The organism is Streptomyces sp. NPDC045778 (assembly GCF_056431945.1).
The window spans coordinates 80,359-107,148 of record NZ_JBWKJZ010000028.1 but is presented as its reverse complement, the minus strand read 5'-3'; the positions used below and the strand labels follow the sequence as shown (position 1 = coordinate 107,148).

Sequence of the window (26,790 nt, the reverse complement as noted above, 5' to 3'; positions counted from 1 at the left end):
GCCCGGGTAGGTCAGAGGGCGACGTCCGCGTGCTCTCGCGCTTTCCATAGGGCAGGACGAAGTGGTGGCGTATTCCGTGCTCGTCACGCAAGGGCGCGGATCGCCTCGATGGTCTGGCCTACGCTGAGGGCCCCGTTCGCGCAGTCGGTCAGCAGGGCCGTCACCCGTGAGTCTTGGTATTCGCGCAACGGCTCGGGTGGGGTCTCGGGCGCTGCGGGTGGGGTGATGTCGTCGCGGGTCAGGAGGTAGTCCGCCAGGGCGGCGCAGGAGCGGTGTTGGAAGATGATGTCCGGTTTGATCGGGATGCCGAAGGTTGTTCCGGCCCGGCGGGCCAGGCGGACGTAGATGATGGAGTTCAGGCCGAGCTGTCGGAACGAGGCGTCTTCGTCGAAGTCCAGTGCCTCGTCGCCGATTTCCGGCTGGAGGATCTCGCGTTTGATGCGGTCGATCAGGTCTTGGCGGGGGTCGGGTGTGGGCTCTTGTGCAGGGGTGATGCAGTCGATGAGGTCTTGGTGTGGGCCAGTGGCGGGCTCTTGTGCGGCGGTGATGCGGTCGATGAGGGGGGTGAGTACCTTCGATTCGCTCAGTTCTGTGAAGACGGACACGCCTGCTTTCCGTAGGTAGCGGATGGTGTCGGTCCAGCGGACGGGCTTGGCGATCTGTTCGGCGAGTAGTTCGCGTACTTGCTGTGCGTCGGGGGCGAAGGGCCGGCCGGTCACGTTGGAGATGACCGGGGTTCGTAGTTCGCCCATGTCGACCGTGGTCAGCAGGTCGCGGAAGCGTGCGGCGGCGGGGGCCATCGCCGGGGCGTGGAAGGGGCCGCTGACGCGGACGGGGACGAAGCCTCGCACGCCCTCCACCTTTTCGAAGACCGGCTTGATCCGCGCCAGGTCCTCGAGGCTGCCGGAGAGGACGAACTGCTCGGGCGCGTTGTAGTTGGCGATGACGACGTCGGTGGCGTCGTGCTGCTTCAGGGTCTGCGTGATGGTGTGCTCGGAGACGCCGATGACTGCGGCCATCGCGCCGCCGCCGATCTGGCCCATCAGTTCCGCACGGCGTCGCACCAGTGTGAGGCCGGTTTCGAAGTCGAAGGCGCCGGCGGCGAACAGTGCGCTGTACTCGCCGAGGCTGTGGCCCGCGAGGAAGTCCGCGGGGGGCAGGTCTTCCTGGGCCGCGGACCAGTGCAGCGCGTTGACGACGTAGATCGCGGGCTGCGCGTACTCGGTCTGGGACAGGTGCCGTTCGGGGTTTTCCAGGCAGAGCTTTTCGATGGAGTATCCGAGTACGCGGTCGGCGCGGCGGCAGAGGTCGGGGAACCGTCCGAACAGGCTTCGCCCCATCCCCTTCTTCTGGGTTCCCTGGCCCGGGAAGACGTAGCAGCGCATCAGGGCCGCCCGCCCGCGAGGTCGGTGATGCGGACCACGGCGCACGTCCAGGTGAAGCCGGCGCCGACGCCGAGCAGCATGCACAGGTCGCCGGCGGCCACGGCGCGTTCCCGCACGAGGTGGTCGAGTCCGGCGATCTGGTCGCCCGCGCCGAGGTGGCCGACGGTGCGGCCCCAGGACCAGGTCGTGAGGCCGAGGTCGATGTCGAGTGCGGTGAGGACCTCGCGCTGGAGCACGATGCGTCCGAAGTGCGGAACGACGAAGCGGGCGATGTCGCCGAGACGTACGTCCGCGTCGTGCAGGGCTCGGTTGACGCAGTCGCTGAGGCCGGCCCGGAAGCGGCGGGTGAACTCGTCGAGTTCCACGTCGCCCAGGTATTGCAGTTTGCGCAGACGCAGGTCGATGGGGAGCGTGGGGTCGTGGTGGGGGGTGAAGGGCGCGTCGCCGCGGTGCAGGCGTTCAAGGGTGGGATCCGAGACCGTGGACGTGCTCAGCACCTGTGCGAACCCCGGCCTCTTGCTGAGGACCATCGCCGACGCGCCGTCGCCGGGGACGATGCCGATGTCGCTGTTCCAGCGGTCGATCGCCGGACGGCTGACCTTGTCGGCGGTGGTCACCAGCGCCGCCACGTCGCCGGTGGCCGCGAGGGAGCGCGCCGCGATGTCCAACGCGGTCATGCAGCCGTTGGAAGCGTTCTTGATCTCGAAGGCGAGCGCCGAGTGGTCCCCGAGTACTTCGCGGTGGATGTAGGAAGCCGTCGGGTACAGCTCAAGGCCTTGGAAGTACACGCAGGCGTGCAGCAGCAGGGCGATGTCCTCGGGCCGGTGACCCGACCTTTCCAGGGCTTCTTTGGCAGCGGCCACTGCCATCTCGGGCGGAGCTTCGTCCGTGGCCTCGCAGACCGATTCGAGCTGCGTGTCCTCGGCGTCCTGGGCGTCGAAGAGGCCGTCGGCGACGGCTTGTCCGACCTTGGTCGCCGGGGGCAGGTAGGTCGCGGTGCCCGCGATGAACAGGGCCTCTGTCTTCACTTCTCGTTCCCTCTCAGGGTGGTGACGTCGTGCAGCAGGAGCCCGGCGACGGCCTCGGCGGTCGGGTAGTCGAAGACCAGTGTGGCGGGCAGGGTGGTGTCCATCCGCTTGGCGAGGCGCTTGCGCAACTGGACCATGGTGAGCGAGTCGATCCCGAGGGAACGCAGTGCCCTGTCGGCCGGCACGCTGTCGGGTCCGGGCAGGCCGAGCACGTCGGCGACTTCGCTGCGGACGAGGTCGAGGAGCAGGGCCGGCCGTTCGGCTTCGGAGGCGTCCGCCAGCCGCGTATCGAGCGACTGCGCGGTCTCGGAAAGTCCGGCTTGGTGTCCTTCGGTGGTGCGGTGCAGCATGTCGCGCAGCAAAGGGGGCGCCGGCGCATCGCCGAGTGCGTGGCGCAGCGATGCCAGTTCCAGGCGCACGGGCATCAGCTGGGTCTCGGGCCGTACGAGTGCGACGTCCAGGGCATGGAGGCCCTCGGCCAAGGTCAGGGCACCGATCCCCTGGCGCCGCAGACGGCCAAGCTCGGCCTTGCCGAGGTGCGCGGTCATGCCCACTCCGGCCTGTTCCCAGAGCCCGAAGGCGAGGCTGAGTCCTGGCAGGCCCCGCTTGCGCCGGTTCGCCGCCAGGGCGTCCAGCGTCGCGTTCGCCGCGGCGTACCCGCTCTGGCCTGCGGTGCCCAGCGTTCCGGCCGCCGAGGAGAAGACGACGAACGCGGCCAGGTCCAGCCGCTCGGTCAACTCGTCCAACCAGCGCGCGCCCTGGACCTTGGGTGCCATCACCCGGTGCAGCCGCTCCGCGGTGAAGCCTTCCACCAGGCCGTCGTCGAGCACGCCGGCGAGGTGGAACACGGCCGTGAGGGGGTGGCTCGGGTGGATGCCTTCCAGTGCACCGGCCACTGCGGCCCGGTCCGCGGCATCGCCCGCGACCAGGTCGACCCGCTCGGCGCCCGCCGCTTGGAGTTCCCGTACGAACGCGCCGGCTTCGGGGGTGTTGCCACCGCGCCGTGACAGGAGCAGGAGCCGCCGCGCTCCATGCGCGCGGACCAGGTGTGCGGCGAGGGCGCTGCCCAGCTCACCCAGGCCGCCGGTGATCAGCACCGTGCCGTCCGGGTCGAGGGCACGTGGCAAGGTCAGCACCGTCTTGTGCGCGGCGTTCTGCCGCGCGTGGCGCAGGGCATGCGGCGCGTCTCGTACGTCGTAGGCGGTGAAGGACCCGTTGTCCTGCCTCGGATCGAGGGCGGACGGGTCAGCGGCCGCCTGGGCGAAGGTGAGGTGCGCGGGCATCGGCCTGAGGGCGGCACCGTCCACGCGCATCTGGTTGCCGAGCGCGGCTTCCGCACTGCCCATGACCCGGTCACCCGCGTGTACGGAGGTGACGCCGCTGCCGACCTCCATGGCGATCCCTGCGAACTCCAGGACCTGCGCGTGCTGGGGGCTCATGCGGGCAGCGCGCACCTCGATGCGGACTTCCTGCGGCGCGAGCGGCTCCGGCGCGCGCTCCTCGTGCGGGGCGGCGACGATGTCCAGCTGATCGTCTTCGCGCTGATGGAGGTGCCAGTCGCCGTCGTCCGGCAGGACGAGCGCGTCGACCTCCTCGACGGTCGGCCTTGCTCGTGGCACATGGGCGCTCTCGCCGCGCAGTACGCACTCCGGCTCGCCGCCGGTCTCGATCACGCGTGCCAGGAGCGGGAAGTCCGGGGTGCCGGGATCGAGGTCGATCAGGCGCAGGACGCGCTCGGGTTGTTCCGTGCGGGCCGTGCGCACCATGCCCCACACCGCGGCATGGGCCCAGTTCCCTGTCTGGTCGTCTGGGCTCGACGAGACCGCGTCGCGGGTGATCCAGATGAGTTCCGTGCCCTGGAGGCGGGCGTCGCCGAAGCACACCTGAAGCGTCCGCAGCGTTTCGGCGGCGCTGTGCTGCGCACCGTGCTCCGGAGCCGAAGCGCAGTCGGTCAGCGCGAACAGCAGGCGCCGGGGCGTGTCCGCCTGCGCGTCGAGCCGCTTCACGAGGGCGTCCGGATCGGGTACGACGTCGGCGCCGAGCCCCGCGCCCAGCTCCGCGTCGCCGACCACGAGGGTGCCCGCGGGGTCGGGGGTTTCGGCCACGGGGTGGACGGGTGCGAAGCCGACGCGGTAGAGGTGCTCGGCGAAGGGGTGTCCGCGGCGCCTGCCGCGCTGGAACTTCAGCCCGCCGATCCGGGCCACCAGGTGGCCTGCGGGGTCGGCCAGCCATACGGTGGCCGGCGCGAGGTCCTCGTCCCCGCCGGGGTCGAACGACACGCGCACCGTCAGTTCGCTGCCCGCGGTACGCAACAGCTCGACGTCCGACCAGATGAACGGGACGAGCGGCCCCTGAGGGGCGCCCGCCTCCATCAGAGCGGCGACGACGACTTGCAGTGCCGCGTCGAACAGCGCCGGATGCAGGCCGTGACCGGCCGGATTCAGCGCGCCGGGCAGGGAGACGCGCGCGTAGTGGACGCCGTCGCGGCAGGCGAGTTCGCGCAACCCTCGGAAGGCCGGGCCGTAGTCGAGCCCGTTGGCCAGGGCGCGCGTATAGAAGGCTTCGATGTCGAGGGCCCGGGCATCGGGCACCGGCCAGGTATCGATGTCCGGCGGCACGGTGGCGCCCTCACGCGCGCGGGTCACGCACTCTGCGCTCACGTGCTGCTGCCAGATCAGCGGCTCCTCGGTGTCCTCGGGCTGGCTGTAGAGGGCGAAGGGGCGTCGTCCGTGCGCATCCGGTTCGCCGACGGTGGCCTGGATCCGCAGCCCGCGGCCCGGCAGGAGGACGACCGGCTCCAGCAGTGTCAGGTCTGCCACGGCGTCGGCACCTGCGGTCCGGGCGGCGAACAGCGCGACGTCGATCAGGCCCGCGCCCGGTACGTAGACCTGCCCGCTGACGACGTGATCGGCCAGCCACGGGCACTCGTCGAGCGTCAGTCGGCCGGTGAACAGGTGGCCGCCGCTGCCGGCGAGCGTCGTGATCGCATCGAACCACGGGTGGCCGTCGGCGGGCTGACCTGGCGTCACCGCAGCGGGCCCGGCCGGAAGCTCGCCGAGCCAGAAGCGTTGGCGTTGGAAGGCGTACGTCGGGACGTCGACCTTGGAGGCGCCGCGGGAGGCGAGGGCTTGCTCCCAGTCCACGGGCACGCCCTGCTCGAACAATGCGGCGGCCGTTCGCCAGAGCTGGTCCACGCCGCCCGAGGCACCATCGGAGGGCGGGCCGACCTCGACGAACACCCCGAAGCCGTCCGCCCGCAACCGCTCCAACGCGCCGTCGAGCCTCATGGGCTCTGTGTCCGGCTCCGGCAGGTCGCGGAACCAGTAGTCGCCTCCGAGCTGGGAGCCCGGTACGACCTCGCCCGTCAGGCGCGCGTAGAAGGGGATGGAGGTCCGGGCGGGGGCCATGCCTGGCATCGCACCCGGGACCCGCCCTGATACCGCGCCCGGGGCCCGCCCTGATACCGCACCCAGGACCCGCCCTGACGTCACACCGCCGACCGCGCCCCCCGACCGCGCGCGAGCCCGAAGGGCGACGACGCGGGCGCCGTCCTCCAGGCTCAACGCCCCGCTCACCACGGCGGCGGCGACCTCGCCGTGCGCGTCGCCCACCACCGCCGCCGGTTCCACACCCCAACTGCGCCACAGCGCCGCATGTCCGAGGTAGGTCGCGAACAGCGTGCACGGCAGCACATCCGGAGTGTTCACGTCCTCCTCGCCGCGCAGCACCTTCAGTACGGACCAGCCGGTCAGCGGCGTAAGGACCGCGTCGCACTGTGCCACGGTGTCGCGGAACACCGCGCTCTGCTCCAGCAGGTGGCTGTCCATCGCTTGCGGCCGCGCGTCCTGGCCGCCGAAGACGAAGGCGATTTCCCCCGGCGCCGTGCCGGAGCCGGGCTCGACCGCCCGCAGGGCTTCGGCAGCCTCCCTGGCGCTGCCCGCGAAGACAACGGCGCGCGCCTCGAAGTGCGTACGGCCGACGGCGGAGGTGTAGGCGATGTCGCGCATCGACGCGGTGGGCCGAGCGTCGAGCCACTGGGCCCAGTGCGTGGCCTGCGCGCGCAGGGCGGCGGCGTCGGGGCCTGAGATCACCAATGGGTGGACGAGGTCGTCGCCAGGCCGGTCCGCGACGTCCGCGAGATCCGCGACGACGGCCTGCGGTGCTTCTTCGATGATGACGTGCGTGTTCGTGCCGCTGATGCCGAAGGAGCTGATGCCGGCGCGACGCACCCGCCGTGTCCGCGGCCACCGCCTCGGCTGCCGCAGCAGCTCCAGTTCGCCGCCGCTCCAGTCGATCCGGGTGTTCGGCCTTTCCGCGTGGAGCGTGCGGGGCAGCTGCTCGTGCTGAAGCGCCATCACCATCTTGATGACGCCGATGACGCCGGAGGCCGCCTGCGCGTGGCCGATGTTGGACTTGGCCGAGCCCAGGTGCAAAGGCCGTACGCGGCCCGAGAACACCGCGGCGAGGGCGCCGGCCTCGATGGGGTCGCCGAGCACGGTGCCCGTGGCGTGCGCTTCGACGGCGTCGATGTCGGCCGGGGCCAGTCCCCCGTCGGCCAGGGCCTCGCGCAGCACGCGCTGCTGCGCGAGGCCGTTGGGCGCGGTGAGTCCCTGGCTGCGGCCGTCCTGGTTCATGGCGGTGCCCCGCACGACGGCCAGCACCCGGTCACCGTCGCGCCTGGCGTCGGAGAGCCGCTTGAGCACCAGGACGCCGCAGCCTTCCGCCCAGCTCGTGCCGTCGGCGTCGTCGGCGAAGCTCTTGCAGCGGCCGTCGGCCGCGAGCCCGTTGAGGCGGCTGAACTCGACGAAGATCTGCGGGGTGCTCATCACGGTCACTCCGCCGGCGAGCGCCAGGTCGCATTCGCCGCCGCGCAGCGCCTCGCACGCCAGGCGCAGGGCCACGAGCGAGGAGCTGCACGCGGTGTCGATGGTGAGCGCGGGGCCGGACAGGCCCAGGGTGTAGGCCACACGACCGGAGATCAGGCTCGACCCGTTGCCAGTGATCTTGTAGCCGTCGCTGCTGGCGACGTCCCAGCGCCGAGCGATGTCGTAGTCCGAACTCATCGCGCCGAGGTAGACGCCGGTGTTGCTGCCTTCGAGGGAGGCGGGGCGCAGATGGGCCCGCTCCAGTGCCTCCCACGCGACTTCCAGCACGAGTCGCTGCTGGGGGTCCAGGGACAGCGCCTCGCGGGGGCTGAGCCCGAAGAACGCCGCGTCGAAGTCCTCCACGTCGCGTACGAAGCCACCCTTGCGCTCGAAGCGCCGGCCGGTGGCGGCGCGCTCCGCTTCGTCGAGCGTGCTGAGGTCCCACCCGTCCCAGCGCTGGGGGAACGGGCAGGAGGCTTCGCGGCCCTCGGCGAGCAGGTCCCAGAACGCTTCGGGCGTGTCGATCCCGTCCGGAAGCCGGCAGGCCATGGACACGATCACGACAGGGTCGTCGTCGGGCCGCATCGGCTCCGCGGCGACGGCGGGCGAGATGTCCGGGGTCTCGTCCTGCGCGCCGGCGTGCGTCAGCAGCAGGGTCGCGATGGCGTGCGGTGTGGGGTAGTCGAAGGCGAGCACGGTGGGCAGCGGGACCCGGGTCCGTGCGCTGAGCCGGTTGCGCAGCTCGACCACCATCAAGGAGTCAAAACCCTGTTCGCGCAGCGTCATGTCGGGACGCACGCCTTCCGGGGGCCGGCCGAGCAGGGCCGCGGCCTCCTCCGTGACGAGTGCGACCATGAAGGCCAGACGCTCGGGTTCGGGCAGTGCCCTCACGTCCTCGCGCCACGCGGCACTGTCGGCGGCCGGGTTCGCGTCGTCGTGTTCGTCCAGCCAGTAGCTGCGGTGTGTGAACGCGTACGTCGGCAGGTCCACCCTGTGCGCGTCCGAGGTCGCGTACAGGCGCTGCCACGGGATCGGCACCCCTTGGGTGTGCAGCTCTGCCAGCGCCCGCAGCGGCTGTTCGATTCCTCCGCGCTCGCGGCGCAAGCTGCCCACCACGACGGCCGTGTCGTCGGCTTCGGTTCCCTGCGCCAGGGCTATCTGGAGCACCGGATGCGGACTCACCTCGACGAAGACCCCGTACCCGTCCGCTCGCAGGCGTTCCAGCGCGCGATCGAAGCGCACCGGCTCGCGCAGGTTGCGGCACCAGTAGTCCGCGCCGAGGTCCGGCCCCGTCGCCCGCTCCCCCGTCACGCTCGAATAGAAGGCGATCCCCGCCTCCGCGGGGGCAAGGTCCGCGAGCTGTTCGCGCAGCGCGGGCAGCAGCGCGTCCATGTGCGGGCTGTGCGACGCGTAGTTGACGTCCACGCGCTGGCAGTACGCGCCGGTAGCCTCCATCCGCGCGAGGAAACGGTCCACCGCCTCCCCGTCTCCGGCCACGACGGTCGATCGCGCGGTGTTCACCACCGCGACGGACAGCGCCTCGCCACAGGCCGCCAGTTCCTCGGTGACGTCGTCCACCGGGCGCTCCACGAGCCCCATCGCCCCGTCCGGCGCGTGCTCGTGCACGGCCCGAGCGCGCAACGCCACGATGCGAGCGCCGTCCGCCAGGCTCAACGCCCCGCTGACGACCGCCGCGGCCACCTCGCCCTGGCTGTGGCCGACGACCGCCGAGGGCTCGATGCCCCAGGCGCGCCACATCGCGGCGAGACCGACGTACATCGCGAACAGGGCGGGCTGCACCACGTCGGTCCGCGTGAAGGTCGGCGCGAGCGCGTCCTGCCCCCGCACGACTGCGGCGACCGAGAACCCGGTGTGCGGGGCGAGGGCCTCGTCGCAGGCCGTCACGGCCTCGCGGAACGCGTCGTTCTGCTCCCACAGCGACCGGCCCATCCCCCACCACTGGGCGCCCTGGCCGGGGAAGACGAACGCGACGCGGCCTCGGCTCGCGGCCGCGCCCGTCACCACCGCGTCGTGGCTCTCGTCCGCGGCGAGCGCCCGCAGAGCGGCCACCGCCTCGTCCGTCGTCGCGGCGATCACCACGCCGCGCGTGGGGTGGTGCGTGCGGGTCGTCGCCAGTGAGTACGCGATGTCGCGCAGCCTCGTCCCGGGTGACTGTCCGAGGTGGCTCGCCAGCCGTGCGGCGTTACGCGCGAGCGCGTGCGGGTTCGTGCCGGACACCGCCAGGCAGAGCGGACCGCCGCCCGCGTCCGCTGGGGCCTGCATCGCGTCCGCTGGGGCCTGCACCGGGGCGCCCTCGGGTGCCTCGCCGAGGGCGATGTGCGCGTTGGTGCCGCCGTATCCGAAGCTGCTGACCCCCGCGAACCGCGGCCCGCCCGGCCACGTGGCCGCCTCGGTGACCACCTCCAGACGTGCGGCGGAAAAGTCGATGCGCGGGTTCGGTGTGCGGAAGTGCAGGCTCGGCGGAATGACACCGTGGTGCACCGCAAGGGCGGCCTTGACGAGCCCGAGCACTCCGGCCGCCGCTTCGAGATGGCCGAAGTTCGTCTTCGCCGAGCCGATGCGCAGCGGCGCGGGCCGGCCTGCCCCGAACACGGCGGCGAGGGCGCCCGCCTCTGTCACGTCGCCCAGGGGCGTGCCCGTGCCGTGCGCCTCCACGTACGACACCGCACTCGGCGCGACCCCGGCGTTGTCCCACGCCGAGCGCAGCACCTGCGTCTGTGCCTCGTGGCTGGGGGCGGTCAGTCCGTCCGTCGCGCCGTCGTTGTTGACGGCACTGCCGTGCACCAGAGCGTAGACGCGGTCGCCGTCGGCGAGGGCGTCGGAAAGGCGGCGCAGCACGACCACCGCGCAGCCCTCGCCCCGGGCGTAGCCGTCGCCGTCGCCGTCGAAGGCCCGGCTCAGGCCGGCCGGGCTCTGCGTGCCGAGTTTCGTCAGGGCCACCGAGGTGTTCGGGTGCAGCATCAGGTTGACGCCGCCGGCGAGTGCGACGTCCGACTCGCCGCAGCGCAGGCTCTGCACGGCCAGGTGCACCGCGACCAGGGAGGAGCTGGACGCGGTCGCCACGCCCATCGCGGGGCCGCGCAGCCCCAGCGCGTAGGCGATGCGGGAGGGGATCACCGAGGTGTCCCAGCCGATGGCGGAGTGGGCGTGGATCGCCTCGGCGGCGCCCTGCGTGAACAGCGGGTACTCCTGCCACATCGCGCCCATGAAGACGCCGGTGCGCGTGCCCGCGAGGCTCGCCGGGGAACGCCGCGCGTCCTCGATCGCGGCGCACGCCACCTCCAGGGCGATCCGCTGCTGGGGGTCCATCTGCCGGGCCTCGGCCGGGGGGATGCCGAAGTGCTCCGCGTCGAATCCCGTGACGTCGTCGAGGAATCCCCCTCGGCGGTTCGCCGCCTGGCCGGACGCCTCCGCGTCGGCCCACGCGGTGGCGTTCCACCGGTTGTCCGGCACCCGACGCACCGCGTCGACGCCCTGGAGCAGAGCCTGCCACAGTGCGGTCGGATCCTCGATCTGTGCCGGCAGTCGGCAACCGATGCCGACGATCGCCACCGGCTCGTGGCGGTCGTACGTCTGGGCGGCGGTCTGGTCAGCCACGGGTAGCCCCGATCTCCTCGGACGCGTAGAGCGCCAGGCATGTCTCCTCGATCGCGGCGAGCGGCTCCGCGTCGTTCAGGATCGTCATGTGGTTCGCGGCGTCGATCTCCACCAGGCGAAGGCCCGGCAGCTCGCGTTCCCAGTCCTGCTGGTAGTTCACGTGGTCCAGGGAGAAGGTCTCGCCTGCGACCTGGAAGTAGGGTTCGACCTCACCCAGGAAGAGCCCGCGCCGGTTGTGGAAGTAGGTGCACAGGACGGCTTCCGGACGCGGCAGAGGCCTGATGGTGTGCTCGCCGAGCCGGTAGGCGAGCTGGATCGCCATGTTGCGCCTGACGAACCGGGCGATCTGGGCCGGTGGCATGGCAAGGCCGCGCTCGGCCGCCGATTCCGCGAGCCTCGCTACGAACGCGTCCTCGTCCAGATTCTCCGTGACCTCGTCCCGGTCCTCCGCGATCTCGTCCCGGTCCTCCGCGACCTCGTCCCGGTCCTCCGCGACCTCGTCCCGGTGGACGAGACGGGCCCGCAGGGCCGCCGGGTCCTTCTCCCCCGCCGGCCAGAGCAGGGAATTGACGACCTGCAAAGCCGCGCTCTTCGCCGACTGGAACCCGTTCGCGTTCGACTTCGCCAGGCCGGTCTCGTCCGGCGAGTCCACCATCGTCAGCGAGGCCACGTCCTGGCCCTGCGCCTGCAACCTGCGGGTCACCTCATAGGCGACGATGCCACCGAGGCAGAACCCGCCGACGTCGTACGGCCCCTGGGGCTGCGCCTGGCGGATGACCTCGGTGTAGTACTCGGCCATGGCCGTGACGCCCTCGATCGGCGCGTCCTCGGTCAGCAGGCCTCGGGCCTGGATGCCGTAGAAGGGGCGGTCGATCCGCTCGGCGATCGAGCGGTAGGACTCGACGCCGGCGAGGGCGCCGTGGATCCAGAAGACCGGCCTGCCCTCGGTGACGCCGTTGAGGCGCACCAGCTCCGGGGCCGGACCGCGCGTGGAGGGGGCGGTCGCCTCGGGCAGCCTCGCGATCACGTCGTCCAACGTGTCGTGCGGCTGCCACCATTCAGGCCGGAATCCCGGGAACGCATGGGTGATCCGGCCCAGCATCGCGACCAGGAGCAGGGAGTTGAGGCCGTAGTCGGCGAGCGACCTGGTGCTGTCGATCTCGTGGCGCGGCAGGCCGAGCACCGAGGCGACGAGGTCGGCGACGAAGGCCTCGCCCTCCACAGGGCCGACGCCTGTGTGCGCGGCCTGATCCGGCCGCGGCGCCTGCTCCGCGAAACACGTCAGGCGGGCGAAGGGGTAGCCGGGCAGTGCGATCCGCCTGCGGCGAGCGCCGCGATGCATCAGGTCCCAGTCGATGGACGCGCCCGCGACCCAGTGCTCCGGTACGTGATCGAGCCGCTCCGGCTTCCCGTCGTGCGCGGCACCGGCAGCGGAATCGACGCCGTCGGCGAACGCCACGCGGGCGAGCGTGTCCGGGTCGCCCCTCAGCCAACCATCCAGAACGCGCGCGGCGTCCTCAGTGCTCTGCGCTACGAACGCCAGCCGGCAGCTCATCGCTTCCCGGCCGACCTGCAACGTGTACGCGATGTCCGCCCAGGAGCGCGGATCCGCCTCGGCAAGCCGGTGCGTCAACCGGCGCGCCCGCTCGCGCAGCGCGTCGAGGCTCTGCGCCGAGAGCACAAGGACCTGCGCGCCCGGGTCGTCGTCCCGGTCCGCGGAGGCGATGTGCTGCTCCAGCACCACATGGGCGTTCACGCCGCCGATCCCGAAGCTGTGCATGCTCGCGCGGCGCGGCAGCGGTCGGCCCGCGTCGTCGGTGCGCTCGGGCCAGGGCAGGTTCCGTTCGGCGACGCGCAGCCGCGACCCCTTCAGGGAGAGGTCGCGGTGCAGTCGCCCGAAGCCAGGGAGCGCCGGGATCACGCCGTGCCGCATCGCCTGCGCGGTCTTCACCAGCGCGGCCAGGCCGGAGACCACCTCCGTGTGCCCGATGCAGGGCTTCACATTGCCCAGATACGTCACGTCGTCGCTGTCGCCCTCGCTGTCGTCATCGCCGTCGCCCTCGCTGCGGAGGCCGACGCCGAGCGCCGCCAGCTCCGCGCTGTCCGCAAGCATCGAACTCATGCCGTGGGTCTCGATGTAGTCCACGGCGCCCGGATCGATCCCGGCGTCGGCGAAGGCGTGCGCGACGGCTGCCTTCATGCCCTTGATGTTCGGTGCCGTGAAGGACACACCCCGGCCGCCGTGGGCCACGCCGGTGCCGCGCACGACGCAGTGGACCACGTCCCCGTCCTCCAGGGCCCGCCTCAAGGGTTTGATCAGTACGGCGGCGACGCCCTCGCCGCGCGCTGTACCGTCGGCGCCCTGTTGGAACGGCCTCACGTCGCCGCGCGGGCTGAGCATCCCCGCGGTCCGCATCCCGCCGAACCCCGCGGGTGACATCACCAGGTTCACCCCGCCGACGAGCGCCTGCTCGCACTCGCCGTCGCGGATGGAACGGATCGCCCGGTGCAAGGCCACGAACGAGGACGAGCACGTCGTGTCGCACTGCTCGCTGGGGCCGTTGAGGTCGAGCAGGTACGAGATCCGGTTGGGCACCATCGCGGGCGACGGCAGGCTCATCAGGTCCAGGGCCGCGGGCCGGTACTCGCTCTGCGTCGCGGCGACGAACACGCCCGTGGGCCGCGTCCGCAGCTCGGCCGGTCGATAGCCCGCGTCCTCGACGGCGTTCCACGCCGTCATCAGCAGCAGGCGCAGCTCCGGCGTCACCTGGCGGGCCTCGGTCATCGACATGCGGAAGAAGAGCGGATCGAATTCATGCACCCCGTCGAGGAAGCCGCCCCGCAGCTCGGCTGCCTCCTCGCCGTAGCACGCCCAGTCCGCACGCTCTTCCGGTGGTGCGGTGATGCACCGTCTGCCTTGCTCGACGATCCGCCAGAACGCGTCGACGTCGTCGGCCCCGGGGAAGCGTGCGGCCATGCCGACGATGGCCATGCCGTCGAGCGCGGCCTCGTCGATCTCAAGCTGAGGTTGAATCTCAAGCTGAGGTTGAGGTTGAGGTTGCGCGGGATCGGGCGCCCGGTCGGGCGACGGGGGCTGCGGCGGAAGCACATCCCGCAGGTCATCGGCGTATTCGCAGACGATGAACTCGCCCAGCTCGGCCAGCGTGTTGTGCTCGAACAGCACGGTGATGTCGAGGTCGATGCCGAGCGTCCCGCCGAGGGTCCGGGCCACGTTCACCGCGAAGATCGAATCGAGCCCGTAGTCCGAGAAGGGCTCGCACCGGCCGATCCTCGTCCGCGGGATGTCCAACGCCTCTGCCAGCACATCCAGCGCGACTGCCTCGATGTGGGCGCGCAGCCGGTCTCCGGGCTCACTCCCGGCGCTCGGATCGGCCGCGGCCCGCGCCGGACTCTCGCGCACCGGCGCCCCGTGCGGCGCGGACGGGCGCGGCACGGCTGTCGCCTGCCGTATGACGCCGTCGCTCTCGCCCACGATGATCTGCTGCCCCAGATCCTCGGCATCCTGCGCGGGCAGAGCGATCGCGTGGAAACCCTCCTGCGTCAGGACGTGCCGCCAGTGCGCGGTGGACAGCAGCGGGCTGCCCGGGATCCGCAGGTACGGGTCCTCATAACGCCACCATCCGTCCAGGAGGCCGAAGGAGAACTGGCTGAGGAGATTGTTGGCGGTCAGCTCGTTCAGGACCAGCAGCCCGCCGGGCTTGAGGAGTGCCTTGGCGTTGCGCAGGGTGTGGCGGATGTCCCGGGTGGCGTGCAGGACGTTGGCGGCGATGACGACGTCGTAGCCGCCCAGGGTGAGGTCCTGGGCGGCCACCGGGCGCTCGATGTCCAGGATCGCGCAGGTCAGCGAAGGGTTTTCCGCACCGAACGAACGCTCCGCGTGGTTCAGGAAAGCCCTTGATATGTCGGTGTAGCAATACTCGCGCACGTCCAGGCGCGCGGATCGCAGCGCCTCCAGGACGACGGCGCTCGTGGCTCCCGTGCCGGCGCCGATCTCCAGGATCCGCGCGCCATCCGTCCTCAGGGGCCGTCGTCGCAGCCGCGCCACCAGGTCGGCGGCCAGGACCTGGTTGAAGAACGCGGACGCCGGATTGGTCTCGTACGCGTTCTGCACCAACTCCAACGATCCGCCGGGGAAGAGGACCTCGGTGGCCGGTCGCCGTCCGCTGAGGATGTCGGGGAAGGCACGCAAGGCGGTCTCCACCAGCAGGTGGGTGGCCGCGAGGTCGGGATTCTCCTGCCACGCGGGCTTTGCCGTCTCCCACTCGCGCCACAGCTGCTCGACCGGCCGCTGCCGCGGGGCATCGTCGTCGAGCAGGATCCTGCCGCCCTGCCGCTCGATGTAGCCGGCCCCTTCCAACACGCGCAGGCTTTCGTCGAACCAGGCGCCGTACCCCGGCGCGAGGCCCGCCGCCTCCCGTGCGGCCTGGGGAGTCTGCCCGGATTCACGGAACGCGCCGAGCGTGCACAGATGGGACCAGAGAAAGTCGAGCAGCAGCTTTTTCACGATCAGTCCCTTCGAAGGCCGCGATCAGATCGCGAGCGCGGTCAGCTCTGCGATGCGGGCGCGCAGCCGCTCCAGTTCGCCGCCCGGCGCCGCCGACGGTTCCTGGAGGTCGGCGGGCACGGCGTCCGACGGCACGGCGTCCGACGGCACGGCCGTGGGGAGGATGACGTCGTCGTCGCCCAGCACGATGCCCCGGTTGTTGAGCGCGGGACTGAACTTCATCAACGTCAGCCTGCCGACCGGCGCCGCGCACAGCCGTTCGATCGCCGCCGTCAGCTCGTCCGGCTGGATCAGCGGCGCCTGCGCCGCGACCACCGCGCCCGGCTCTCCCTCGGTGGGTGCGTTGTTGAAGCAGTAGCCCAGGTTCAGCACCTTGCCGACAGTGCCGTAGCGGCGTCGCACCGTCAGGGCGAACGAATCGAGGAACGTGCAGGCGGCCGCGTAGTTCGCCTGCTTGATGGCTTTGAGGTACGAGTTGATCGAGGACAGGAACAGCGCGAAATCGAGCGAGTCGCCGCCGAACACCTGCATGCACCGCACGCTCGCGTCGACCTTGCCGCGCAGCACGTCCTCGAACTGCGCCTCGCTCATCCGGGCCAGGCTCGCCCCCGAGAACACCAGTCCCGAGTGGATGACACCATGCACCGCGCCGAACCGTCGTACGATCTCGTCCTTCGCCGCGCGCAGGGACGCGAGGTCGGTGGCGTCGCAGCGCAGGTACAGCGGCGCGGGACCGTCCGCGCCGCTCGCCCGAGCGATGGCGGCCTCGACTCGCGCGTCCCGCGGCCTGCGTCCGAGCCACACCACCTGGGCGCGGTACCGGCGGATCACGTACTCGCTGATGACCGTGCCCAGGGCGCCCGCCCCGCCGATGATGACGTACGTGCCGCCCTGCCGCAGCCGGGAGGACATCGGCGCGGCCTGCTGGACGGTCATCAGCCGCTGCTCGTGCCAGCGGCCTTCGCGGTGGATACGCAGATTGCCGTCCGGGTCCGGCGCCAGGTCGAGCACCGCGGCCAGAGAAGGCGCGTCGTAGTCCTGGACGTCCGCCACCCGCACCCGCCAGTTGGGGTACTCCTTCGCGGTCGACCCCGCCAGGCCGGCCACGCCGGCGTGCGCCGGGTCGACGACCTCGGCCTCATGCACGGCGTGCGCCCGCTCGGTGATCAGGGTCAGGCCCAAGGAGCGGTCGCCGTACCCTGCGGCCAGAAGGGCTTTCACCGTGCGGAAGGCGTGCAGCGAGCCGCTGGACTGGTCCTCGACGACGCCCGCACCGGGCCGGTCGTCCACGGCGCTGGGCGCCACCCAGATCAGATGGTCGAGTTCCGGGAGGGACCGGAGGGCCGTCACCAGGTCGTCGTGCGTGCTCTGCCTGTCGTGCGTGCTCTGCCTGTCGTACGTACGCTGCGACGGGTCCGCGACCACGTGCGCGCCGGGCAGACGCGCGAGGAGCACGTCCCGCGCCTGCCCTGGGGGCGCGATGATGCCCACTGATGCGGAATGCTGCGGCCACGTCGCGGGTGGCGTCGGCTGAACGGGATCCCACACCGGCATCAGCGTGGCGAGGCCGCCCGCCGGATCCGTCGGCTGCTCGGCTCGACGGCCTGCGATGCCCCGCAGACGCAGGCACACCGTGCCGTCGCCGGTCGCGAGGTCGATGTCGATCCGGTCCGCGCCGCGCGTGTCCTGGGCACGGCGTATCAGGGCCCACATGGTGGTCGCGCCGGGGGCGAGGAATTCGGCCGACTTGATGCTGAACACCAGTCCGACCCGGTCGCCGTCGCCGTCGAGCAATCGCATGCACTGCATCGCCGAGTCCACCAGCGCCGGATGCGGGGCGGGGCCGTCCATGCTTCCTGACACCGTGCTGGGCAGCCGCAGTTCGGCGAGCACGGCGTTGTCGCCGCGGTGCACCGCCGCGACCCCCTGGAACGTGGGGCCGTAGGAGATACCGCGCTCTTGCCACTCGGCGTAGAAGCGCGCGGGGTCGAATTCCGCGGACGGGAGATCCCGCAGCAGCGCGGGCAGATCGAGCGCCGGCGCAGAGGTCGGCTCCTCGGCGGACACCTCGCCCTGACAGTGGAGAACGGGCTCGTCTCCGGCGGACTCCGTGGACGACACCATGAACCGGGTGACCTCGCCGTCCGCGCGAAGAGCCACCCGCAGTGCGCGCGGCACGCCGGATACCGCGAGGGGCCGGAGGAAGACGATGTCGTTCAAGCGAACCGCGTCGCTCGTGGTCCGCCTCGCCGCTGCCGCCGCCCACTTCAGATACATGGCCCCCGGGGCGATCCCGGCCCCCTGCACCTGATGTTCACGCAGGTAGAACTCGTCGCCGGTGAGGACCCGCCCATCGTGCTGCGGCCTCTCGTCCGACGCCGCGCGGGCCGACAGTGCGTAGCGTTCCCTCTCGAAGGGATAGCCGGGCAGCGGAACGCGGCGGTAGGAGCCGTCTGGGAACAACTCGGCGAAGTCCGGTGCCTCACCCTGAAGGAACCGTTGGGCGAGTGCCTGCACCCTGGAGTCCGCGCCATGCGCCGCAATGTCCTGCCCGGAGAGCCAGGCGGTGCACTGGCTCTCCAGTTCCGCGATATCCGCGACCACGCTCGCCCATCGATGCCGCAGGTGCCTGCGGCCGAGCAGAAGGGTGTGGCTCACGTCCTCGACATCGAGGTCCGGGTGCTCGCGGCAGTGTCGCGCGAGCCGGACCACCTGCTCGCGCAAGGCGTGCTCCGTCGCCGCCGACAGCGCGATCAACCGGGTCCCGTCCTGCCTGCCCCGCGCCGGCGTGGGCATCTTCGACGGCTGCTCGACGACAGCGTGGGCGTTGGTCCCGCTCGCGCCCAGCGACGTGACAGCGGCGCGCCGCTTGCCGCCTTCGGGCACGGCCCACCGCCTCGGCTCCGTGTGTACGAAGAACGGGCTGCCGGCCAACGTGACACTGGAGTTCGTCGCGGTGTGGTGGGGCAGACCGGGAATCACCTCGTGCCTCATCGCCAGCAGTGCCTTGATGACGCCGATCACGCCGGCCGCGGCCTGCGCGTGGCCGACGGATGCTTTCGTCGAGCCGAGCGAGCAGAACCGCTCGGCGTCCGTGAAGCCGCGGAAGGCGCGATCGAGCGCCCGGAACTCCACCGGGTCGCCGAGCTTGGTTCCGGTGCCGTGTGCCTCGACGAGGCCGATCCCCGCCGGGTCGATGTCGAAGTCCTGATAGATCTGCCGGATTAACCGTTCCTGCGAGGTGCCGTTCGGCGCGGCGATGCCGTTCGTCGTGCCGTTGTGGTTGATCCCGATTCCGCTGATCACCCCGTGGATGTGGTCGCCGTCCGCCTCGGCGTCCGAGAGCCGTTTGAGGACCAGCGCGCCGACTCCCTCGGCGGGCACGAATCCGTCGGCCGCCTGGTCGAACGAACGGCACCGGCCCGTCGGCGACAGCATCCCGGCCCGCGACGCCGCCAGATACAGCCGCGGCGAGTTCTGGACGTAGACCCCGCCCGCGATCGCCGTGGTGACCTCGCCCGCCCACAGCGCCTGACAGGCCAGGTAGAGGGAGACCAGCGAGCTGGAGCACGCGGTGTCGACCGCGATCGCCGGACCGTGCAGGTCCAGGTAGTACGCGATGCGGGACGGCACGAGCGAGTTCATGTTGCCCCACAGTGCCTGGCCCGGGTAGTCGGAAGGACCCGTCAGATCCAGGTAGTCGCCCGCGGCGCAGCCCACGTAGATTCCGCACCGGTCGCGGTCCAGCGACTCGCCCGCGTGGCCCGCGTCCTCGAGCGCCCGCCACGCTTCTTGAAGGAACAGCCGCTGTTGCGGCTCCATGTAGAGGGCCTCCGCACCGGAGATCCCGAAGAAGAGCGGGTCGAACTCGTCGACGCCGTCCAGGAGACCGCCGTCCAGGCACACGCTGCCCAGCGACGCGAGGTCCCAGCGGGACACCTTCGAGACAGCGTCCCGGCCGGAGGCCAACAGGTCCCAGAACTCGTCGACATCCCGGGCGCCCGGGAACCGACCGCTCATACCGACGATCGCGACGGGCTCCCGGGCACCACCGCGCGAGGGCCCGGGCACCACGGGCGGCCCGGGTACCGCGGAGGGCCCAGACACCACGGACGGCCCAGACACCACAGGCGGCCCGGGCACCGCAGGTAGCCCCGACGGTCCGGACGGCTCGGACACCCCTGACGGCCCGGACAGCGCAGACGACGCGGACACCACAGACGGCCCGAGCGGCCCGGACACCGCAGACGGTTCAGCCACCACGGACAGTCCAGAGACCCCAGACGGCCCAGAGACCGCGGCCACAAGGGCGGCGCCCTCCTCCTCGACGATGAAACTCGTCAGCCGCCGAATCGACGGGTTCTCGAACAGCACACTCGGATCGAGGTCCGTGCTCAGCGCGTCGTTGAGCCGGTTCACCAGGGAGACGCCGGTGAGCGAGTCCAGTCCGTAGTCGGCGAAGGGCTTGTCGGCCGCGAGTTCGTCCGCGGTCAGCTTCAGCGTTTCGGCGAGGACCCGCTCGACGCTCGCGCGCACGTGCTCCTCGATCGAGCGGACGTGCCCCTTGAGCGAACCGGGCGCGGCGGGCCGCGGATCCCGGCGCGCGACGGGCGCCCCGGCGCGCGCCAGCAGGACCTGCTGGCCCAGGTCGCGGGCGGGCTCCGCAAGGAGTTCCACCGTGTCGAACCCGCACTCCCGCAGCACTTCGCGCCACGCGTTCGAGGACAGCGCCGGTCCGCCCTGGATGCGCCGTCCGTCCGTGAAGCGCCACCACCCTTCGAGGAGCCCGAAGGTCAGGTGCGACCACCAGTCGTTCCGGGCGAGTTCGTTGAGTACGAGGACTCCGCCGGGCCGCAGCAGTGCTCTGGCATGACGCACGGCCTGCACGATGTCCTGGGTGGCGTGCAGGACGTTGTTGGCGATGACGATGTCGTAGGCGCCCGCGGCAAGTCCCTGTGCGCCGGGTTCCCGCTCCACGTCGAAGGTCCTGAAGGACAAGTTCGGCACGTGTCCGGCGAACCGCCGCTCCGCGTCGATCACGAACGCCTTCGAGACGTCCGTATAGCAGTACTCAGCGAGGTCGTAGCCCCTCAGCCGGGCGAAAACACGCTCGCTGGTGCTGCCGGTGCCCGCTCCGATCTCCAGCAGCCGGACCCCGTCGCGGCGGGCTTCCACCGCCGCGCGCACCGCGCCGGCCGTCACGTCGTTGAAGTAGTCGGCCGTCGCGTTCCCCCGGTACACCGGTTCGACCAGCTCGAACGAGCCGCCCGGGAACATGACCGCCGTGGCCTTCGTCCGCCCGGACAGGATCTCGGGCAAGGCCTCGGTCATGCGCTCGGTCAGGCCGGTCTTGGCCGCCAGCTCCGGATCTGTGGCACGGGCGTCCTTCCACGCACGCCAGGCGCGCCACGCCTGTTCGAGGCCTGGCGCACTCTTCCTGGGGGCCACGTATTCGCCCTCGCGTACGAGTTCTCCGTGGCGCAGCAGTACGGTCACCGTGTGGTCGAGCCACGGGGCGTAGGACGGCGTGATCCTCTGCCCGATCAGGTCGCGGCGAACGGGCGCGTCGAAGAGTCCCGCCGCCACGAGCTGTGCGAGCACCAGCGGGCGCGAGAGGCTGTCCAGCTCCTCTGTGGCGGACGCGCGGCCGGACAGGAACGTCTCGACGCTCTCTGGCCTGGCCGCGGCAAGAAGCAACGATTCCGCGTCGAGCGGGTCGGTGGCCCGAGAAACCGGAACCGACACCGCCTCGGCAGCCGGCCAGTACCGTTTCGCGGCGAAGGGATACGTCGGCAGGCTCACCCGCACCGGTGGATTCGCGCCGTGGTAGGCGCCCCAGTCGACGTCGACGCCGTTGACCCACAGGGGCGCGATCTTGTCCCACTCCCCTTGTCCGAGCCACCCGGCAACCAGGTCTCGTAGCTCCCCGGGGCGATCGAAGAGGCCGAGCAGCTGGTCTTCGGGCCGCCGGGCAGTACCTTCGAACACCGTCGCGCGCGCCCCGCCCTCGACGTACTCCTGAAGCGTTGCCATCAACTCGTCGACGTCGTGCGCGACGAAGACCACTCGTTCGGCCATCGCCCGCCGCCCGACCTGCAACGTGTACGCGAGGGACGCCAGCTCGCCGTGCGCGTCGCGGTATCCCGGCAGGAACTCCAGGAGTTGCCGCGCGAGGACGGCGAGCCGCTCCCCGTCGCGGGCGGAGAGGACCACCGCCTGGGGGCCGGGGCGTCCGGCGGCCCGCGCACCGGTCGGCGCCTGTTCCAGGACCGCGTGCGCGTTGGTGCCGCCGATCCCGAAGGAACTCAGTCCCGCCCGCGCTGGCTCGTCACCGTCCAGCGGCAGGTTCCGGTCGGCCACGAAGAACGGCGACTCGTCCCAGTCGATCTCCGCGCTCGGCGCGTCGCAGTGCAGAGTCCGCGGCACCTCTCCGTGCTGCAAGGCCAGGGCCACCTTGATGAGGCCTGCGATCCCCGCGGCCGCGTCCAGGTGGCCGATGTTGCTCTTGACCGAGCCGATGCCGCAGTACCGGCTGCGCGTCGTGTAGTGGCGGTAGGCCTCGGTCAGAGCCGCGACCTCGATGGGATCGCCGAGCCTGGTACCGGTGCCGTGCGCTTCGACGTAGCTGATCGTCGACGGGTCCGTGCCCGCCTTGTCGAGGGCCTTGCGGATCACCTCGGCCTGGCCGCGCACACCGGGCGCGTAGAACCCTGCTTTGTCACCGCCGTCGTTGTTCACCGCGATGCCGCGGATCAGGCAGTACACGTGATCACCGGCCGCGATCGCCTCACTGGCGCGCTTGAGGACGACCACGCCGACCCCTTCGCCGCCGGACATGCCGTCGGCGCCGTCGGCGAACGCGCGGCTGCGCCCGTCGCTCGAGAAGTTCAGACCCGGCTGGTGTACGTATCCCAGTTCCCCCGCGGAGAACAGGCTGGCCGCGCCGACGATCGCCTGGTCGACCTCGCCGGCCAGGAGTCCCTGGCCGGCGACGTGCACCGCGCTCAGCGCCGAGGAGCAGTTGGTGCTCACCGCCATGCTGGGGCCGCGCAGGCCCAGCTTCGTGGAAATCATGGCGGGCACCGTGCCGCCTTGGGCGAACAGCCACGCGGCGTAGGTCTCAGAACTCGCCAGGACCCGCGGACCCGACGCGTTCGCCATCAGAGCAGGGAGCAGGGCCTGGTAGAAGTTCGTGCTCGTGGACGTGGTGACGCTGGTTTCGGGGACGTCCTCCGGGCGGTAACCGGCGTCCTCCAGCGCCTGCCACGCGTGCTGCAACAGCAAGCGCGCCTGGGGGTCCATGAACTCGGCGTCGCGGGGGGAGATGTCGAAGAACGCCGCGTCGAACTCCGCCCTGCCGTCCACGACCGACCGCTGCGGCACGTATCCGGGTCGGGTGATCAGCTCCTCCGGCACTCCGAGCGCGCGCAGTTCCTCCACTGACCACGAGGTGCCGCCGCTGCGTCCTTCCACGAGCGCGGACCAGAATTCACGGTGGTCCATGGCTCCGGGGAAGCGGCAGGAGATACCGATCACCGCGATCGCGTCAGCGAGCGAGGCGTCGCCGGCCGCCGGAGCGGCGGGGAGCGGATCAGGTTGCCGCTCGGGCTCGTCCGGCTGCGCCGCTGCCGCCTGCCCGGCAGGGAGCAGCCCCGTCAGGTGCCGGGCCATCGCCGCGACGGAGGGGTGCGCGAAAACGCTGGTGGGCCGCAACGAGCAGCCGAACTCACGGTTGATCCGCGCCGCCGCTTCGATGGCCGCGAACGAGTCTCCGCCGATGTCGAAGAAGCCCGCGGCCCGATCGATATCCCGCGACCCGAGCACCTCTTCGAAGATCCCGCGTACGGTCCGCTCGATGGCGAGCACGGCCACCGGCCTCTCGGCGGCCGGCCTTTCGGCGACTGGCCCTTCGGCGACTGGCCTTTCGGCGGCCGGGAGCGGCACCGTCCGGGCGGCCTCGGCCAGCTTCGCCCGGTCGACCTTGCCGTGCGCGGTGAGCGGAAAGGCGTCCAGGGCCACGAATGCGGTGGGCAGCATGTAGGCGGGCAGGGTGGTGGCGAGTTCCGCGCGCAGCAGCGCGGCGTCGACCGGTGCGCCCCCGTTCCCGGTGTAGTAGGCCGTGAGCCTGTCGGACAGGCCGACATGTTCGAGCAGGACGACGCTTCGGCCGATCCCTGGCTGGGCGTTGAGCACCGCCTCGATCTCGCCGAGTTCGATGCGGTGGCCGCGCAGTTTGACCTGGTGGTCCATCCGGCCCAGGATGACGATCTCGCCGTTCGGCAGTCGGCGCGCGCGGTCGCCGGTCCGGTAGAGGCGTCCGGGCGCGAACGGGTTGGCCACGAAGCGCTCGGCCGTCAACTCCGGCTTGCGGTGATATCCCAGGGCGAGCCCGTCGCCCGCGATGTGCAGCTCGCCGGTCACGCCGACCGGCAGGGGGCTCAGGTTCTGGTCGAGGACGTACAGCTGGGTGTTCGCGAGGGGGTTGCCGATGGTCACCGGCTCCTCACGGCGCATCCGCTTGGCCGCTGACCAGATGGTCGTCTCCGTGGGCCCGTACAGGTTCCAGGCCTCGCCGCGCGCCACGAGTTGGTCCTTCAGGCCCTCGGGCAACGCCTCGCCGCCGCACAACACCTTGACGCCTTCGGTGTTCTGCCATCCGACGCGCACGAGCATGGCCCAGGTCGCCGGGGTGGCCTGCATGAGGGTGGGCCGCCAGTCGGCGATCTTCTCGGCCAGCAACGTGGCATCGGCGGCCGTGGCCGATTCGCAGACGCAGACCTGTCCGCCGGTGATAAGCGGGAGGTAGAGTTCCAGGGCGGCGATGTCGAAGCTGTGCGTGGTGAGGGCCAGCAGCCGATCGCTGGAGGTCACTTCCAGCGTGCGCGCCATGGCCAGCAGGAAATTGGTCAGCGCCGCGTGCGGAACTACGACGCCCTTGGGCTTTCCCGTGCTGCCCGAGGTGTAGATGATGTAGGCGGCTTGCGGTGTGGAGGCTCGCGAGTCCGGCGCGTCGGCGGTGTTCTCCCCCGCCGCTACCCCTGCCTCTGCCCCGGCGTGGGCGTGGGCGTGGGCGGCCTGATCGTCCTGGCGGTCTGTCGGGTGCAGTCTCGCCTTCGGCGACCGAACGGCGGCCAGCCTGTCCAGCACCGCCTCATGGCAGACGACGAGTTGCGCGCCACTGTCCTCGACCATGTAGGAGAGGCGTTCGGCCGGCAGTCGGCTCTCCAAGGGCAGGTACACCGCGCCGAGCTTCATGACGGCGAGGAGGGCCGCGACAAGGTCGAGTGACCGTTCGTAGCAGACCCCTACGACGTCCCCGGGGCCGACGCCTTGACGCGTCAGCGCCTGGGCAACGGCCGAGCTGTGGTCGGCGAGTTCACGATAGGTGAGGGTCCGCTCCCCGCAGGTGAGCGCCGGGGCGTCCGGGTGCGCCTCTGCCTGCTCCGCGAAGAGATCCCAGCACGTCCGATGCGCGGGGTAGTCGACCTCGGTGCGGTTCCATGCCTCGATGACACGGCGCCGTTCGTCGTCGTCGAGCAGGTTTAGTCTGCCGATCGGCGACTGTCCGTCCGAGGCGAGGACGCTGTCCACCAGGGCGGCGAAGTGTCGGGCCATGCCCTCGACGGCGTGGGCCGAGTACGCGTCGGGGTGGTACTTCCAGTTCACCAGGAACCCGTCGCCGGGAGCTACGTCCACCGTGAGGTCGTACTCACCCAGCTGGTACAGCCCGTCGACCAGCTCGAAGTCCGTCTCCCCGGTGGCGCGAGCCCGCTCGCCCAGGTATCCGGACAGGGCGGAATCCTGATAGTTGTACACGATCTGGTAGAGCGGCGACCGCGGATTCGCGCCCCGCACACCGAGATCGTCCACGATCCGGTGGAACGGGTAGGTCCCGTGCTCAAGTACGTCGAGCACCGTGGACTGTACGCGCCGGGCGAACGACGTGAACTCCTCTGAAGCCTGTGGCCTGCTCCGGATGGGCAGGGTGTTGACGAAGCAGCCGACGATCGGGTCGAAGCGTTCCGTCGGGCGCCCGGCCACCGGCATCCCGATGACGAGGTCCTCGCTGCCGGTGTACCGGTGCAGCAGCGTCAGGAAGGCCGCCAGGAAGAAGATCCCCGGGCTGATCTCATGCGCAGCGGTGAAGGCCGCGACGGCGTCGGCCTGCTCTTTCGACAGCCGACTTGTGTGCACCTCGCCCACATGTGGCGCGTCCTGCGGCAAAGCCACCTGCGAGGGCAACCCCGTGAGGGCCTCCGCCCCGGCGAGTTCCCGCACCCAGAACTCGCGGTCCTCCTCAGCGCGTTCGCCGGCGAGTACGTCCCGCTCCCACACGACGAAGTCACCGAAGGAGGCGGAGCCCACCTCGATCGGCACGTCCCGGCCCTCGACCCGCGCCCGGTACGAACTGAACAGCGTGTCGATGACGAGTCGCCCCGACACCCCATCGATCACGAGGTGATGGACGACCAGCAGAACGTACGCCTCGGACGCTGAGCGGCGCAGGACAGCCAGCCTGGTCAAGGGACCGCCGGCCAGGTCGAACGGCCGCCTCGCCCTTTCCTTCAAAAAGTCCAGCACTCGACCGGACGGCACATCGGAAATGTCCACGTGCTCGACGAAGAAACCGTCCGCGTCTCCGTGGGACAGAAGCGGCCCGTCATCCGTCTCACGCACCGTGGCCGAAAGAAGCGGATGCCGGGAAAGCGTGTCGCGGAATGCGGCCTGAAGCGCCTCAGGATCCACGTCCGCAGAAGAAAAACACACGGGAACGTTGTACGCGTACGTCTCCGGTTCCATCTTGGCGAGTGCCCACAGGCCGCGCTGCCCCTCGGACAAAGGAATGTCCACGCGCCTGTCGAGTTCGGCCAGCACCTCCGTCGTCGACAATTCGCCGTCGGCATACATGCGGGCGAGCGCACGAAGGCTCATGACTGACTCCTTTCCGCCACGCCACCCAGGCATAACGCTGCGGCAGAAGATCGCGAGCGAACGTAAGGACTCTTCCCAAGCGCACACGGAGCGTGGTCGGACATCGCGTCCCTGTACCGGGCCACGTCCCCAAGCGGATCCCGCAGCGGCACCGGCTCCGCATTCCGGAGGCCGAAGGTCCATCGGCGGGGTGATGCGACGTGCAGCGCCCCGACCAGATCCCACGCGGTGGTGTCGGACGACTCGGCACGCTCCGGCCGCTTCAGCCCGCTCACCATCGCGTCGGCCAGGCCGCAGGACCAGCCGTGGTGGATGCAGGTGCCCTTGCGGATCGAGCCGGAATCAGCGCGGCACACCGGGATATCGCAGTCAGGGCACGAGTCGAGGCAAGCGCGGATCCGGGCGAACACACGACCCCCGGTCCCGGCGGCAGAGGT

At 71.0% G+C, this 26,790-nt stretch carries 5 protein-coding genes; all 5 read right to left on the bottom strand.

The features are described 5' to 3' along the window. Window positions 1-83: 83 nt before the first annotated feature. From fabD to AC07GB_RS29965, 5 genes are read right to left on the bottom strand one after another with little or no spacing between them, the layout of a single operon-like run. Window positions 84-1,385: an ACP S-malonyltransferase gene (fabD, locus tag AC07GB_RS29985; protein ID WP_478850859.1), complete on the bottom strand. Its 1,302-nt coding sequence runs from the start codon at window positions 1,383-1,385 to the stop codon at window positions 84-86. Then, window positions 1,385-2,413, bottom strand: a complete 1,029-nt coding sequence (locus AC07GB_RS29980; protein ID WP_478850857.1) for a ketoacyl-ACP synthase III family protein — start codon at window positions 2,411-2,413, stop codon at window positions 1,385-1,387. Before AC07GB_RS29980 ends, fabD begins: the two co-directional genes overlap by 1 nt. After that, entirely contained in the window at window positions 2,410-10,896 is an 8,487-nt protein-coding gene (locus AC07GB_RS29975) for a type I polyketide synthase (RefSeq protein ID WP_478850855.1), read from the bottom strand. Before AC07GB_RS29975 ends, AC07GB_RS29980 begins: the two co-directional genes overlap by 4 nt. Then, entirely contained in the window at window positions 10,889-15,421 is a 4,533-nt protein-coding gene (locus tag AC07GB_RS29970) for a beta-ketoacyl synthase N-terminal-like domain-containing protein (RefSeq protein WP_478850853.1), read from the bottom strand. The genes AC07GB_RS29975 and AC07GB_RS29970 overlap by 8 nt, the downstream gene beginning before the upstream one ends. A 24-nt stretch (window positions 15,422-15,445) precedes the next feature. Then, complete coding sequence (locus AC07GB_RS29965; protein WP_478850851.1) at window positions 15,446-26,353, bottom strand: amino acid adenylation domain-containing protein; 10,908 nt, start codon at window positions 26,351-26,353, stop codon at window positions 15,446-15,448. Between the last annotated feature and the right edge of the window lie 437 nt (window positions 26,354-26,790).

Excerpts from the sequence above, each read along its gene's own strand:
- AC07GB_RS29965 (WP_478850851.1), bottom strand. The coding sequence starts at position 26,353 with ATGAGCCTTCGTGCGCTCGCCCGCATGTATGCCGACGGCGAATTGTCG.
- fabD (WP_478850859.1), bottom strand. The coding sequence starts at position 1,385 with ATGCGCTGCTACGTCTTCCCGGGCCAGGGAACCCAGAAGAAGGGGATG.